Origin of the sequence: Nostoc sp. ATCC 53789 (assembly GCF_009873495.1) — a bacterium.
GTDB classification, from domain to species: domain Bacteria; phylum Cyanobacteriota; class Cyanobacteriia; order Cyanobacteriales; family Nostocaceae; genus Nostoc; species Nostoc muscorum_A.
In genome coordinates this window covers 43,478-58,170 of sequence record NZ_CP046704.1, presented here as the reverse complement: position 1 = coordinate 58,170, position 14,693 = coordinate 43,478, and the positions used below count along the sequence as shown (strand labels likewise).

Here is a 14,693-nt window from a genome sequence, read left to right as displayed (position 1 = left end):
CGCCTCTGGGATATAGGGATAGGTGCGATCGCCCTTATTTTTTCGGTTTCGGTGGTCTAGCTATAGCAGCATTACCTCCTTGAGAGTTAGCATTGGGCTTTTGTTGAGACTGCTTATCCTTTGGTATTAGTTTACCTACATCATTACCTTTAAGTTTAGGTTTCGGTTTTGGAGCATCAGTAGGACTACCTGAATTAGAGGGTGAAGAAGGAGTATTCATTCTACGGTTATCATCTAATCCAATCACTTGGAGTGGAGTTGGTAGTACACGACGTTCTTTGTATTCATTTGGATCGTTACCAATACGAGGTAGTTTTTTACGTTCTATTTCCATGTAGCGTGTTTGCTCAATATTTTTTGACGATGGATTTTCTTCCCAACTCAACATAGCTAATAACATTTCTATCCGAGGTAAATGTGAAATATGATTTAGCTCTGATCTCTTCTTTTCTTGGGGATAGTCTTCTACACTAATATTATCAAGGATATATTCTTCAAATGCTTTCACAAAATCTCTATAGTCTTGACTAGTAGCAGTGTTTTCCTCAGTTGCCCATTTGTTACTATGAAAAAGTTTACTGTAACGAGAAGTGCGATCGCTCAAATACAAATATGGCTCAATTTTAACAGCACCCATACCTAAAGGTTTACCCATACCAAGTTTGAGACGATATTTATCACTTTGAGCAATGTCAAGTATCCACAAAATTGTGCCAAGCTCAATTTTGCTTAAATTGTCAAAATGAATGTTAAATTCAAACGTTACTTTTCTATTAATTGGTTTAATTTTAGTTATTTGATTTCCTGAAGCATTATTCCCTTCAGGATGCTCAATATCAGGGTTTATTCCTTTATGCCAATAAAGTTTATGCCCACGAATGACTGTTTCTAATTTTGGTTCATTGGCATAGTGTTTCAGTTTTGATTGGTCAGCTTTTGTATCATCTGGCTGAACTAGATAATGCTGAAAGCAAGTTGGTTTTGGTTCACTAAGAATTTGAGGAATTAGTGTATCATCAGGATTGCCTTTATACCAGATGCCATTTTTATCAAACTTATATTTAGCATCGGTGATATACACTCTACTTCCACGCTGACGCACATTTTGAGGTAAATTTTTATCTTCCTTAACCCAACCAAAGATTGCATCAGCTAAGTCAATAATGGAAGAATTATTTTGATTCTTCACATTTGATGGAATAAAATCTACAACAGTAGCTGCCTGTCCATTACCTTCGGGAGAATAGGGAATGCGGAAATTAGGACTTTGACCGAAAAACCCTACTTTATTACCAGTTTGAGGAGGGTAGTAAAATACAACAGAGCAATTTTCATTCAACATTCCCCAATTTTTATCGAATGGTGGTAGTTTTTGAAAATCAGTAAGTGCATTACGATAATGTTCTATAGCTTTATCATCTATTCTCAACTTGGGAGAATTAGCGTTTTTTTCAAAAACAATACAATGATTTCGGCGTGGTGAAGACTCACTACCTTGCTTCATATTTCCACTTGTCACCAATACTCCCTTTGCTTTATAAATATCTGCTAAATCCACGTTCAAAGCAAATAAACGTTTAGCTCTATCACTCATATCTCTATCTACAGTTTCATAGCTTATAGAAATATATTGAGGATAATATTCATTATCATTAAATTTTTTAATATTGCTTAAACTAATTTCCTTCTCTCTAACCCAAGCAAATGTTTCTTTTTCAAAAATTTTTGCTGGCTGAATATACCATCCTTCATTATCTTTGCTCAGATATCCAGCCTCAATATTTTTAGAAAAAACATATTGCTTGTATTCTTTTCCCGAAGAATCTTTGTTAGGATTTGCTGCTACTGCACGAAAAAATAAACGTTGATTATCGGATACTCGCTCAATTTTACTGAAACTAACAATTTCAACTAAATTCCGCAGCATTCCCCGCAAGCTACTACCAGGAATAACAGGTTTTGTATATTTTTCTAAAGGATTGGTGTAAAAGAAGTCTGGCAAATCTTTTGTTTCTACACCACATTTAAATTCTTCCTTTGTTAATCCACATCTAATATATAGCGGTGATTCAGTAGTTAAAGTACATTCAATTTTGCCAGTATAGCGATTTTCGCAATAGCGGTTTTCTTTTGGTAGAGATTCTGGTGATATTTGAACTACTTTTTCAGGTAATTCTACAAAATTATAGGGAGCGATCGCTTTACGCTCATCTAGTACTTTAGAAATATGTCTCGGATTCATTTTTTAATCTCCTTAAAAGTAGTTAAGTTAACTAAACGGCTTAGATCAATTCGAGCTACACCCGAATCGTCGTAATCAATATAGTGATGAACACTTAAACGCAAAGGACGATATAATTTCTGATTCTTATCAAATTCAATATCAGTTAAAGGCACCGCATGACGTAAACCTTGCGAACCATCGGAGACTAAAGTAAAATCACCACAAATTTTATCTGCTTGTGTTCCCCAAAGAATCTGATTTTCGGGGATAAGTTCTGTATCTTTTTGATCTTGAATTAAACGAGCTTTAAAACCCTCATTATTCTGCCAAAGCATTACTTCCGATCTTTCACCAAAAGCCCGACATTGTTGCAAAGTAAAAAGACGTAATTTAGGCAAAAAATCAAATGCACTATCTGCCGTTAATAATTTACCATCTTCAAATTTTCCCCAAATCACTCCATCTTCTGCGTGAGCTAACAGAAACCTTAATTTATATTCTTTAGCTTGCTCTTCTAACCATTGATATATATCTAAATTAGTTGGAATATCCAAAGCTTTACGTATTGGTTTATTCAAGTAGCTACCTCCTCATTTAATGCATAAACAAACTTTTCTAAATCTTCAGCATTATCTATAATCAAAGATTCATCTTTTGAAACTTGAGTAATATTCCAAATTTTATTTTCTGAAGCTAAAGTAATTGTTGCCTCTTTACCCTGTAATCTTCCCCTTCCAATACTACTCGTACCACCAACAGGTAAATCTCCAGTCCACAAGTCTTTAATTAACAATAGTAACAAACCAATTTCATGAGGTTTCGGTTGACGTAATTCCAATTCCAGCTTCAACTCTGTTTCATCGCTCCCAAAAATTGGTTGTTCATTAAATAATGCACCATGCAAAGCACCACCTGTAAAACGGTCAATAGCTATGCGATTTTGTACCAAATCTTTAGTTTCTTTAATAACACTTTCATGAACAATCAAACGACTTGCTTTTGGTTTCTTAGTTTTATCCTTGCTAAAATCAACACCAAATATTTCATCAATAATGATTGTATTTTTCTGGAGAGTATTAACAATTCGTTCTGCACGATGACGTAATACCCCCGCTAAACTTGTACCAGATAACACAGGTTCAAGTTCTCCATCACGTCGAGATTTGAGGTGTACTACGTCTGGTGCTTTATCACTGGATGCTTGTCCAGAACGAATTAATAGAGAAGTAGCAAGGGTGAATGTGGCGTTAATGGTTAAGCGATCGCGTTTATCTTCTTTTTCATCCAAAAACAAACCTAAAGCTTCTTCAATTGATTCATGAGTTGGATGATTAGGTAAGAAACCTGGTTGCCAATGCTCAAAATTTAACCAAGCTATTCGTTCATCAGATTTCCGCAAATCAAATTTCCAAACTTGCCATTCTTCTACGTGACAGCGACCAAAACCCCGTTGTTTTTTCATTCCAACAGAAATTTTACCATTTTCTAATCCTTCGAGAACAATTACTAACTCTCTAATTAATTGTTCTCGATTATTTTCTATTAATAATTCAAAACAAATGTTAAATTGCGTTCCAGTTTCCAGCAATTCCAAGTCATATTTTTGTCCATCTTCAGCAGTTCTGGTGATGCTGTTAATCTTTACTCCATCTCGCAATTCTATATGAGGGACAGTGTTGCTAATGGCATCATTAATAATTAAAGGACTTTGTTCTCCTTCTTCGTCACTACGTTGTCCGCCAAATAATACAGATATTTCTTCTGCGTTATAACCATATTTATAATCTCGTAAATAATTGCGTAACGCTCCAGCAATAGAAGAACCCATTAGTAATGCTTTATCTTCTAAACTGTCACGTAAAATGACTAAATCAGTATCACTATCAGCATCGCCACTTGCTAAACAAGTCGGAGTATCTAAAACTAACCTTCCCTTGATTATTATCCGTTCAATAATACGACGATGATTGCGATATCTTAGGGATTCATGAATCATTCCTTTTCTCCTTTGTTGCCTTTTTAGCTACTGCCATAATTAATCGCAATGTATATTTTTCAGCTAGTTTATTTTCTTTAGCAAATTCATCCGTTATACTTCGTTCTACATCTGCAATTTTGACTATTAAATCTTGCTGGTTTTTAATTGAAGATAAAGGATTGTTCAACCACTCATCCAGCTTTTGCTTAAAGGATTTATCAATTGATTGATCTTTGATTTTGGCTCTTTCAAATTGACCCCTAGCATTAGAAGGAAGATTATTCAAAAAAGACAAAGCTAAATTACAGTCTCCTGTTGATAATGCTTGTCGTGCTACCATCTGCAAACGAGACAGTTGGCTACTTTTGATATCACCTTTTATTTCTTGAGATCCAATTTGCTTTTGTAACGCGTGTTCCATTTTTTGATGCAATAATCTCTCTGCCATTTGTGCTGCTAAAGTTTGTGATGTTTGTAGTTTTAATACAGGCTGACTAGATATTTTTGGAGATTCAGATTGTTTGGCATAAAAATGCCGTTTTTCTAGCCAGTTCACAGCAACTCTGCCAAATCCTTCAATTCTGCGCTCACCAATGCCTAAATTTTCTAATTGTTGAATTTGCTCCGAAGTTATAGAAATCTTCTCAAAGACAAATACGCTTCCTGCTTTTAATACTGGAACTTGAGGCAAAGGTAGTCCCCATTTACGATTAAATCCACCTACTAAATTGTTACCAGCAAAGCTACTCTGTGGTTTAAGTGTTCCCAAAAATTTTTCCAGTTCCTTTGTCAATGGTGCTGGTGTTTGATGTTGTTTTGATGGCGGAATAACGGCATATTGGCCCCACTCATCACGTACAATCAAATCACTCAAAAGTGTAATTGTTAAACATTCGCGGTTAATACGTTCAGTAGCGGGAATATTTATTTCATTCCAAGTATCATGACAATTCACATCAGATATTTTCGTATATCCGTAACCTGCACTTTGAGAACCACCTAGCCAAATATCCACTGATTTTTGGAGTAAATTTTTCAAAAAGTCTGCGTCAACTTCATGACACAGAATGACAGCTTGAAAAAATTGTCCAGTATCTATGGCATCATAACAAAATATTTCCCCTTCTTCTTGACTAGAGCGTCCTTTTTTGCGATCGCGTCGGTTATGAATATTAATCCGCCGCTTTTCTTTATAAAATGTAACTCCATCCTCTTCTGTCCAGAAAGATTCTCCAACAGACTTTGGTGTTTCTGGCTTTTCTTCTTCATCAATACTGAAATCGTAAACTGTGATCTGAGATGAATTATCACTCAGTTGTGAATCCTTGTCTTTGAACCAAGACAGAGGTACAGGTAAGGTACGCTTTTCCTGATTTTTTTTCTGACTTAGTAAATAACCATTTAGATAGCAAGTATTATTATCAAAAAAAAGACGTTTTACTACATCATCATTCAAATCTAAATCTGATAAATGATATTCTTTCATATAACGTCCAATTATTGCACCCCGAATCATACTACCAGGAATATAATTGTAGGAAACATCACTATTTGGATCGCCTTGAAATGAAGTAGCAAGTAATGGTTGTTGAGTGTGCAATGAAAAAGTTATTGTTTTCATGCGCTTTTCTCCTGAATTTTTCCCAATAGGCTTATATAGCTTTGTGTAATTTCTACCCCGGAATCATCATGCAGAGTACATCGTACATATCCACGACCTCGATTCCGTCCGCTTCCTATACGTCGTAATGCTAATGTACCCACTCCTAAAACTGACAGTATTTCCTGACTGGGTTGGGTTTCAAATAATAAATCGGCTTTAAATTCAAGTTCACGAATTGCCACACGGAAAGAGCGTAAACTTCCCTTATCGGCTATGCCAGTTTCAGAATTAATTGCAGTTTGACGACGAATTGTTGTAAGTGAATCTAGAACTTCTGTTGTGGTAAGTGTTTTCTTTTTAATTTGGAAAGCAACTGCTTCTCGTAAGTCGTCAGGTAAACAAGCATCTCCTACGTGCATCGATGCTATTGTCCCCTGAACACTACCTGGTGTACCAAAAAGAATGCAGGCAAAATTTTCCCATTCAGAACGAATTTCAGGTGGTAAAACAGCAATTAAGTTATCACATTCTTCACTCAACAAACCTTTTAAGGTGCGTCCACGTAAATAGGGAAATCCACTAGGATCATGTTCTACTTCTTGATCAATTAAACCAGCTACACCATCGCCTCTACCAAAGGTTGTATCACTTAAAAGTTTTATTTTTAGTTGATAAATAGTCACCTAATCCTCCAATTCAAGATAAAATTCCATCGCTTCAATAGCATCAAAATATCCACAACGGTTGTTGAGCCACCCCTTTCTTGCTAATTGTTCACTTCGACCACTGGATTCTGGAAAAGAAGGCAGTTGTGATAATTTATAAGCTGATAAAAACTCTTTAGTCGCATTTTCATCCGCTTTACGTAAAACTTCTCGTAAGGCCATTACTTTGTTGTGGCGTTCTTTCCAATTCTCTCCTTCTTTAAATTCTTTAACAACTTGCGTAAAACCTTCCCAAGTTCGCCACTCACTACTATGCTTTTCCAATCGCAGAGGACGCATTGCTAAATTCCAAGTATCTTTCTTGTCAACACTCACTTGATATTCAAGTTTGCGAATTTCAGAAATTGAACCGAATAAACCACTTGCTGCTAAATGCCAATCAATTGCTGAAAATCCATCTGGCTCAAATTCTTTATTTTCTTTAACTAAATTCTTAGCTTCTTTACATAATTCCTCACTAATTTTATAAGCTTTTGCGAAATGATAGTGAGTTTTAACAACACAAATACCTGCACAAGCTGTTAACTTTTTACAATCTGCAACACGCTGTTTCTCAAATTCTCGAAGAAATAAAGCTGCTAATTCTATTCCTAATCTCCCTTCACAAATAAAAGTGATATCATCACCGCCATAAACTAAAGGACGGAAAGGGAGATAGTATTTAGCTTTGAGTTGAAATTCTCCTAGTTTACCAACAACTTTTCCTTCTTGTATTGACTTTACAACTACCTGCACAACAGCTTTAAGTGCATTTTTACCTGCCTCTTCAACACTTGTAGAAAAATCACGCATCCTTTGAATGTAATCTCTATTATTTTCTGCGTCTTCACCATATTTTTGAAAACGTTTACCCATACCGTTACCATCAGCATGAACAATTGCTGCATAACTAGATTCCCTTTTAGAACGTCCTAAATGATCTGTCCGGTAGGGAAACTGATAAATATCGCCGTCAACCACATCAGCAAACATTTCTTGCAGTTTTTTATTTGCTCTATTGACAGCTTTTAATTTTTGCTTAGTTTCAGTAGAAGTAAAATAGCTGTCTGCTTCTTCATCATCACCATATTGAATATATTTATTACTTCTATCAATAGCGGGAAGTTGAGTAGAATTACAACTAGTAGTCACGCCTAAACCTAGTAATGGTGCTGAAGGAATACGCTCATTTTTTCGGCGGTCAATTTCTCCTTCCATCAAATCTTTAACTACTTGATAAAGATCATCTTCATCCCAATCAAATTCTTTGTGAGCAACTACTAGATTAATTCCAGGTGCTTCTTCTAAAACTCGCTTGCTCAATATTCTAGTGAAATTTATAGCAATCTTTCTTGACTTGAATACTATTAATGTGTTGCCGCCACCTGCATAAATTATTTCAACATTAAGTCCGCTTGTTTCAATTGGTTCTTTTTGCTGATTTTTTGGAACACCTAATGTTTCTTCTACCCAATCACCTGTTACCTCAGAAACTAAATGAGATGCTCCTATATTTTCTCGTAGACGATTGCTGCTGAAAATATAACCCTGAATCCCTGATGTATCTATTACAGTTATGGTAAATTTTCTCATTTTGCATCCTCATCGTTTTGGTCAATCCAATTAGCAATTTCTTCAGATAAATTTGTTAAATGTTCTCGTCCAAATACAGCAATTTTTTTATCATTTGTAGAAGACAAAATTTCAGCTTTGAGAGTATCTGGTTCGTTAAAGCAACAAATTAAAGCCACTCTTGCTTCATCTCCTCCCATTTGTCTTGCTCGAAGGTATGCCTCAAAAAGCTTACTTTTACATAAGTCTCTTTTGCTCGTTGTCGAACAAGAAATTGCAAAAAGCTGATATCCCCGTGTAAAGGCAACATCGAACTCAAACCCATCTCTAGTCCCCTTAATAGGAATTTCAAAATTTAGTCCGTAGTCTTTTATCTGCTTATCAGCAATATTTTTTACTTGTTCTAACACATAATGCTCTAGCCATAAACCATCAAGCCATTTGCAAAAATGTTTAATTTCTTTGAAAGCTCCCGTCTTTTCAACTTGTTGCAAAGAAAGCTTATTATCAGGTGTAATAAAATTTTCTTCTTTGAAGGCTGAAATGATCTCTTGTGGTAGGTTATCAAGAAGTGTTGATACTTCTAGTAAAGAAATTTTGCTTTTCCACTCTCCTCCACCATTTGATTTATTCTTATACGCTTGCTCACGAAAAATCTTGTAGAACCAATCAAACCACTGCTTTGCTTTAGTTTCTTCCTTAAAAATATTTGCAAGTTCTATTGCTAATTTTGGTAATTGCGCCTGTTGTGTCGGTTTTTGTTTTAACTCCAACCCATGTAGCTGGAAAAGATTTACCAGTTTTACTTCTAACAACTCAGGTGTTACTTTAATACGAATACGCTCTCCATCTTCCCTATCTATGCACATCTCTAACCTACGTGCATCAAGATAGCTAAATACAGTATCAGCGTGAGATTGACTGAATACTGCTCTATAAGCGTGTACCGCCATTGCTTTTGTACCGCCTGTATAATTCAAGCCGATTTTTCCGTTTTTTAAACTTTGAATTTTACGGCGAATTTCATCTTGAATGTGATAAGCGTCAGACTCATATTTACCAAGTGAAATTAGCTGTGCTGGCTGTAAGCCTATTGGTTTGTTGTCGAGGATATTTTTCAGCCGTTTAGCTTGAGTTTCTGTACCAGTTGTATGTACTAGGTATGGAGTACCACCTTTTTTCAGTAATAAATTTGCTGTGACATAGTTAGGTAAAGGGTTTTCACCGATAAGCAAAAATAGATGGTCAACTTTGTTATTATCAAACTCGGATGTAGTCATGCAAATTGACCTCATGCTTTTAATTTATTTGTGTCTCAGTAATCAAGCAGTTAATAAGCGATCGCTTGTTCTTTTAACCCTTTCCACATAACCCCACCAACAAACGTGCTAAAGCCTGCACCATCGGACGAGAAGAAACATCCTCTCCTCGTACAAGGTAATGAACGCTACCAGTTAATAAAGGAGATTGGGTAACAATTTCATCTTCTTTACCCTCACAATCACTATGAAGATTGGCAATGATCTGTATATTTAAATCCCGACAAAACTCTTTCCATAGTGGAACTTCTGCCTTACCTCGATCGCTTGCTAAAATCACCGCATGAGTTGCTTCTCGTACAATCACCCGATTTTCATCAGTAATTCTTCCCCCAACATCAATGATATTCAGGGGTGTATTGGCACTCCGTACCCAACCAGCCGCCTTTTGTGCAAACTCTGGGGTGAATTTGGCTTTATACTCATCTTTGAGTTTTCTGGCTAAATCTGGATCTCGTCGTGCAGCATCAGAAAACCAAGCACCTTCCCCATCTGGACAAGCAGTAATTACATAAGGATAGGGTGCGCCTTCAATCAGAGAGATTGCTTGCTTTAAACCTTCGCGCAAACAGGACTTGCCAGACTGTGGGGGCCCACAAAGCGCAACTTTAAGAACTGATTTAGTCTTGTGCGGTTTGTGTGGTTCGTCCGTTTCAATAAGTTCGCCGATTTTGTATGCCGGAGTTTGGGAAACTGCCGTAATGAAAGTTTTATATCCTGGTCTACCAATCTTGGGGTCAAAAACAGCGATCGCACCATAAAGCTGAGATATCTTATGTGCGATTACATAACTAACGGCTACAGATGCTGGGCCATCAATCTTCAGTAGTTTTCCTCCAGAAAGTTCACCCAATGCCACCATCTCATCTAAACGCGCCGCCGCATCCCTCACTAATTGGTCGCCATTGGCATCTTTACCAAACCCAACTTTCAAAACGTCGCCTTCTAGCCTAATGTGATACGTTGTCATAAAATTTCTTGCTAGCTACACCCATCTCCTCTATCAGTCAAATATCAATCAATTAAGTCTCCTAGTTTATACGATGGATTGTGTGTGATAGAAATGACGTATTTACCTAACTTGGGATCGTAAAAAGCAACAGCACCATATATATGAGCAAACTTATGTGCTAGAACAAACGCTACAGGGATAGAAATAGGCCCATTAATCTTTAGAAGTGGCCCTCCCGCGAGTTCTCCTGATGTTGCCATTTCCTCCAATCGGGCTGCGGCATCACGCACAATCTGGTCATTTTGAGCCGGCTCCCCAAAATTTATCCGTAAAATTCCTTCTTTTAGCTCGATTTTATAAGTACTCATCACCTTTAGCTTTATGTGATGCGTACATCATACATGTGCTTGGAAGAAGTGTCTTCCAAGATGTTGTATCTTGGTATTATTATTTTTATCGAGACTCGGCTGGTGTCTGAACTAGTTTTTCAAGATATTCCTGACATAGAACTATTGCAGTGCTTAGGACACGGTTATCTCAAGCAAAATCTAGTACGAGCAATTCGCTTGTGGGTGTGGTTGCGTTCGTTATACGGCTCCGAAGGGGCATCGCTGTATGGAGATAATCAAGACCGTATGGTTTTAGATGACTCTTTTTCTTACGCAGACTGGCGAAATGTATTCTTTAGTTCTACACATCCTAAAGGAGAAGAAATTCCTGCCATACATGACTCTCATTGTCCCTGTGCCAAAACCGTAGCCGAATGGTTATTTAGTGAAAAAACAGGAGTAGTTGCTACCCACTGGCAAAAATTAATCCTTGCTCACACAGGCATGGGTGAATCTGAACTGGATACTTTATTGCAACGGCGCTTATTTGGCGTAACTCGTCGTTCACTACAGGGTGATTTGGAAATTCTGGCTAAACTCGGCTGGCTTGTATACAAATATCAAAAATACTACCGAGTGTCTGAGTTCCCACCACGCCCCGTAACTACAAAAGATCAGGCAAGTGCTGCTAAAGTCGGTGCTTATGAATTGAGTTTCATGCATGAAGATTTGGTAGGGTTGGCAGAAAATCACTCCCAAAAAATCAATGGAGTACAACGTTTTTTCTTAAAACTCGATTACGTGATTCCTCGTAGCACCTTAGATGCAGTTGATGATTTACAGTACGAGTTAAGACAACTTTGGGCTAAAACTCCAGTTCCACCCATCAAACTCACTTATGGTAGTGCCAGAATTGCTAATAACGTTGATTGTATCGTTTACCCGGTATGCATCTACTACGTACAGAGGGCAGTTTATCTCTGTGCATACGGCGAAAGCCCTCAAAAAGATACTGACTGGTACAATTTTAGACTTGACCACATTCGGAGTTTGGTTGCTCTAGAGTGGACAGACCCGAAACTGCCCTTAAACTTACAACAGCAATATCAACAGAAGTCTTTACCAAACCCAGATGATATTGCTTTGCAAATGGCTAAAGCATGGGGATTTGATTTCTACTTGCCTTCCCAACTGATGTTACTCCGATTTGACCGCCAGTTCTGCGATCGCTACGTTAAAGGTACTGAACGCCACGACACTTTTGAAGAAATTACCTATCAGCAAGTACAACGTTTAATTCAACGTGAAATTAAACAACCTCAACAGCAAAATTTATTAAAAGTCCTTGCCAAACGCTCGGAAACGGACGCTTACTATCAAGCATATATCCGATATCAAGATAACGAACACAGAGATAACAATCTAGTCATGCGTTTACGAGCATGGCAGCCAAAAGTCGAAGTCTTAACACCTTGGGATTTACGGCAAAGCTTTGCTGCTGATGCCGCTACTCAATTTATGCTTTATCACAATTGAGGTCATTATGAATTCATTAAAACTAACTGAACGATTTGAATCAGCACTAATATACGCAACTCGTCTTCATGCTCATCAAACACGCAAAATTAGTGGCGTTCCTTACATTTCACATTTGTTAAGTGTAACAGCTTTAGTTTTAGAAGCTGGCGGTACCCAAGAAGAGGCGATCGCTGCTCTTTTGCATGATGTAGTCGAAGACCAAGGTGGCAAACCCATTCGTGAGGACATCCGTCAACTCTTTGGTGAAACAGTTTTGGCTATTATCGATGGCTGTACTGAGTGGGACACACCTCCTAAACCTCCCTGGCAAGAACGTAAACTGCAATATTTAGAAAAACTGCGCTATGCTTTACCTTCTGTACGCTTGGTTTCTTTGGCTGACAAACTGCATAATTCCAGATCGCTTTTAGCTGATTGCCAACAATATGGAGATGTCATCTGGACTAATTTTAGTGCCGGTCGAGAAAAAACTTTGTGGTTTTACCAATCATTAGTTCAGGTTTACCAACAGACCGGATCTGATTGGATGACACAGGAAATCGAAAGAGTTGTTAATCAATTGTGCCAGGAAAACCCTGCTTAATCTTTAGATTTTTAATCCCCTTGCGGGGTAATAGTCTTTGGAAACACGCAACCACCACACAATGACTCAAGATTGCATCCAGTTTCAGTCCCCATGAGGGGATTTGGTTATTGGAAACCTCAGTTCTATAACAGCGAGGATGCAGAGTTTATGTTTCAGTCCCCGTGAGGGGATTTGGTTAATGGAAACACTGGAATTATCTTGGCAGTTCTCGTAACGGCCCTTCTTTCGTTTCAGTCCCCGTGAGGGGATTTGGTTAATGGAAACCTTCATGTCATTGCCTGGTTGAGCAAACCGCATTCTAGGTTTCAGTCCCCGTGAGGGGATTTGGTTAATGGAAACATAAGTGGATTTTCAGATTAAGTTGTTTACATTCGACGTTTCAGTCCCCGTGAGGGGATTTGGTTAATGGAAACGTACCCGGTGAAAAGCCCTATTCACAGTATCAACCTGTTTCAGTCCCCGTGAGGGGATTTGGTTAATGGAAACAAGATTGGCTTTTTGAGGTAGTCATCCCAAAGCTTCGGTTTCAGTCCCCGTGAGGGGATTTGGTTAATGGAAACTTAGCGGCGCAGGCGCGGTACTCAGTAGCTATCAGGATTTATTGTTTCAGTCCCCGTGAGGGGATTTGGTTAATGGAAACTATTGAATAACTAAATTAGCTTTGGTTAGCTCTTTACGTTTCAGTCCCCGTGAGGGGATTTGGTTAATGGAAACCCCCCATTTGTTCAGCTTTAGCTTTAGTAGCTATAGCGTGTTTCAGTCCCCGTGAGGGGATTTGGTTAATGGAAACTACTTTGTTGCTCAAGTTGCACTGATGGATGCAGAAGTGTTTCAGTCCCCGTGAGGGGATTTGGTTAATGGAAACGTTGATATATTAAATCAAAGTAACAGCATTTATTTGTTTCAGTCCCCGTGAGGGGATTTGGTTAATGGAAACTCACTATTATTTATAAGAGATATTAAATTATGTTTAAGTTTCAGTCCCCGTGAGGGGATTTGGTTAATGGAAACTGTTGGTGGTGCGCCCTGTGCAACTCATCGCCAAAACAAGTTTCAGTCCCCGTGAGGGGATTTGGTTAATGGAAACTTCTAGATAAGTCTAGAACTTGTTTGTAAACACTAGTTTCAGTCCCCGTGAGGGGATTTGGTTAATGGAAACCCTCCGGTGATGTAAATTGGCTCGATTATGGTGGGTTTCAGTCCCCGTGAGGGGATTTGGTTAATGGAAACGATAAACGACCCAGGAACAGTATACGGACTACTTGTGTTTCAGTCCCCGTGAGGGGATTTGGTTAATGGAAACGTTTTGAGATGGCGATCGCTTACCTCTATAGCGAGTTTCAGTCCCCGTGAGGGGATTTGGTTAATGGAAACCGCAGCCGATATCCGCGAACTAATATCTGCCGCTAAAGGTTTCAGTCCCCGTGAGGGGATTTGGTTAATGGAAACGCCTACTAAGTGCGAGAGAATTCGACACTGTTCAATGTTTCAGTCCCCGTGAGGGGATTTGGTTAATGGAAACTCATGATTTTGCACTACCAGAAGTAATCTATGACATGTTTCAGTCCCCGTGAGGGGATTTGGTTAATGGAAACCGCTCGGTGCTGAAACTGTTACAGAGCAGGCTTCCTGGGAAGCATTTTGGCAGACCTCAAAAATAGGTCGATTTCAGCCGCTATTATTGCGACTGATTATCAACTTCCCTTAGCACTGAAACTGTGAAACTATTTACTTGTCAAGGTTCTGGCGATTTTGGCAGATCCCCAGGGTTTTTGACCCCGCTTCGACTTGCCAAATATCAAACTGATTCCATAATCATAAGATGTGTATTTATTATTGTCGAGTTTCTTACATTTAAGTTAATCTAATGATGCGTAGACGTAGCCC

11 protein-coding genes and 1 CRISPR repeat array are annotated in these 14,693 nt (G+C 38.2%); of the genes, 2 read left to right on the top strand and 9 right to left on the bottom strand.

Features of this window, described 5'->3' with window-relative positions; all coding sequences use genetic code 11:
• Window positions 1-34: 34 nt before the first annotated feature.
• From GJB62_RS30465 to GJB62_RS30425, 9 genes are all read right to left on the bottom strand, one after another.
• Window positions 35-2,242, bottom strand: a complete 2,208-nt coding sequence (locus GJB62_RS30465; protein WP_114082161.1) for a TIGR03986 family CRISPR-associated RAMP protein — start codon at window positions 2,240-2,242, stop codon at window positions 35-37.
• Entirely contained in the window at window positions 2,239-2,802 is a 564-nt protein-coding gene (gene csx19 / locus GJB62_RS30460; RefSeq protein ID WP_114082160.1) for a CRISPR-associated protein Csx19, read from the bottom strand. The genes GJB62_RS30465 and csx19 overlap by 4 nt, the downstream gene beginning before the upstream one ends.
• Window positions 2,799-4,220, bottom strand: a complete 1,422-nt coding sequence (locus tag GJB62_RS30455) for an RAMP superfamily CRISPR-associated protein (RefSeq protein WP_114082159.1) — start codon at window positions 4,218-4,220, stop codon at window positions 2,799-2,801. Before GJB62_RS30455 ends, csx19 begins: the two co-directional genes overlap by 4 nt.
• Window positions 4,210-5,823 carry an RAMP superfamily CRISPR-associated protein gene (locus GJB62_RS30450; protein ID WP_114082158.1) on the bottom strand — a complete coding sequence of 538 codons (1,614 nt, stop codon included), beginning with the start codon at window positions 5,821-5,823 and terminating at the stop codon, window positions 4,210-4,212. The genes GJB62_RS30455 and GJB62_RS30450 overlap by 11 nt, the downstream gene beginning before the upstream one ends.
• Window positions 5,820-6,488, bottom strand: a complete 669-nt coding sequence (locus GJB62_RS30445) for an RAMP superfamily CRISPR-associated protein (protein ID WP_114082157.1) — start codon at window positions 6,486-6,488, stop codon at window positions 5,820-5,822. The genes GJB62_RS30450 and GJB62_RS30445 overlap by 4 nt, the downstream gene beginning before the upstream one ends.
• Window positions 6,489-8,102, bottom strand: a complete 1,614-nt coding sequence (locus GJB62_RS30440; protein ID WP_114082156.1) for a hypothetical protein — start codon at window positions 8,100-8,102, stop codon at window positions 6,489-6,491.
• Entirely contained in the window at window positions 8,099-9,361 is a 1,263-nt protein-coding gene (locus GJB62_RS30435) for a DUF1887 family CARF protein (protein WP_114082155.1), read from the bottom strand. The genes GJB62_RS30440 and GJB62_RS30435 overlap by 4 nt, the downstream gene beginning before the upstream one ends.
• Before the next feature lie 73 nt (window positions 9,362-9,434).
• On the bottom strand, window positions 9,435-10,370 hold the full coding sequence (locus GJB62_RS30430; RefSeq protein ID WP_114082154.1) for a CRISPR-associated protein Csx3: 936 nt from the start codon (window positions 10,368-10,370) through the stop codon (window positions 9,435-9,437).
• Window positions 10,371-10,414: 44 nt separating this feature from the next.
• Window positions 10,415-10,720, bottom strand: coding sequence for a CRISPR-associated protein Csx3 (locus tag GJB62_RS30425; RefSeq protein WP_114082153.1), 306 nt, complete (start codon window positions 10,718-10,720; stop codon window positions 10,415-10,417).
• 102 nt (window positions 10,721-10,822) lie between these two features.
• Here GJB62_RS30425 and GJB62_RS30420 point away from each other — a divergent pair, with 102 nt between their 5' ends.
• Window positions 10,823-12,217 (top strand): TIGR03985 family CRISPR-associated protein, encoded by a 1,395-nt coding sequence (locus GJB62_RS30420; protein WP_114082195.1) that lies wholly within the window; start codon window positions 10,823-10,825, stop codon window positions 12,215-12,217.
• A gap of 7 nt (window positions 12,218-12,224) precedes the next feature.
• Window positions 12,225-12,803 carry an HD domain-containing protein gene (locus GJB62_RS30415; RefSeq protein ID WP_114082194.1) on the top strand — a complete coding sequence of 193 codons (579 nt, stop codon included), beginning with the start codon at window positions 12,225-12,227 and terminating at the stop codon, window positions 12,801-12,803.
• 8 nt (window positions 12,804-12,811) lie between these two features.
• Window positions 12,812-14,401: a CRISPR direct-repeat array (repeat unit 37 nt; unit sequence GTTTCAGTCCCCGTGAGGGGATTTGGTTAATGGAAAC).
• Between the last annotated feature and the right edge of the window lie 292 nt (window positions 14,402-14,693).

Coding starts and splice junctions, on each gene's coding strand:
- GJB62_RS30415 (WP_114082194.1), top strand. CDS start 12,225: ATGAATTCATTAAAACTAACTGAACGATTTGAATCAGCACTAATATAC.
- GJB62_RS30440 (WP_114082156.1), bottom strand. CDS start 8,102: ATGAGAAAATTTACCATAACTGTAATAGATACATCAGGGATTCAGGGT.
- GJB62_RS30465 (WP_114082161.1), bottom strand. CDS start 2,242: ATGAATCCGAGACATATTTCTAAAGTACTAGATGAGCGTAAAGCGATC.
- GJB62_RS30450 (WP_114082158.1), bottom strand. CDS start 5,823: ATGAAAACAATAACTTTTTCATTGCACACTCAACAACCATTACTTGCT.
- GJB62_RS30425 (WP_114082153.1), bottom strand. CDS start 10,720: ATGAGTACTTATAAAATCGAGCTAAAAGAAGGAATTTTACGGATAAAT.
- GJB62_RS30455 (WP_114082159.1), bottom strand. CDS start 4,220: ATGATTCATGAATCCCTAAGATATCGCAATCATCGTCGTATTATTGAA.
- GJB62_RS30430 (WP_114082154.1), bottom strand. CDS start 10,370: ATGACAACGTATCACATTAGGCTAGAAGGCGACGTTTTGAAAGTTGGG.
- GJB62_RS30435 (WP_114082155.1), bottom strand. CDS start 9,361: ATGACTACATCCGAGTTTGATAATAACAAAGTTGACCATCTATTTTTG.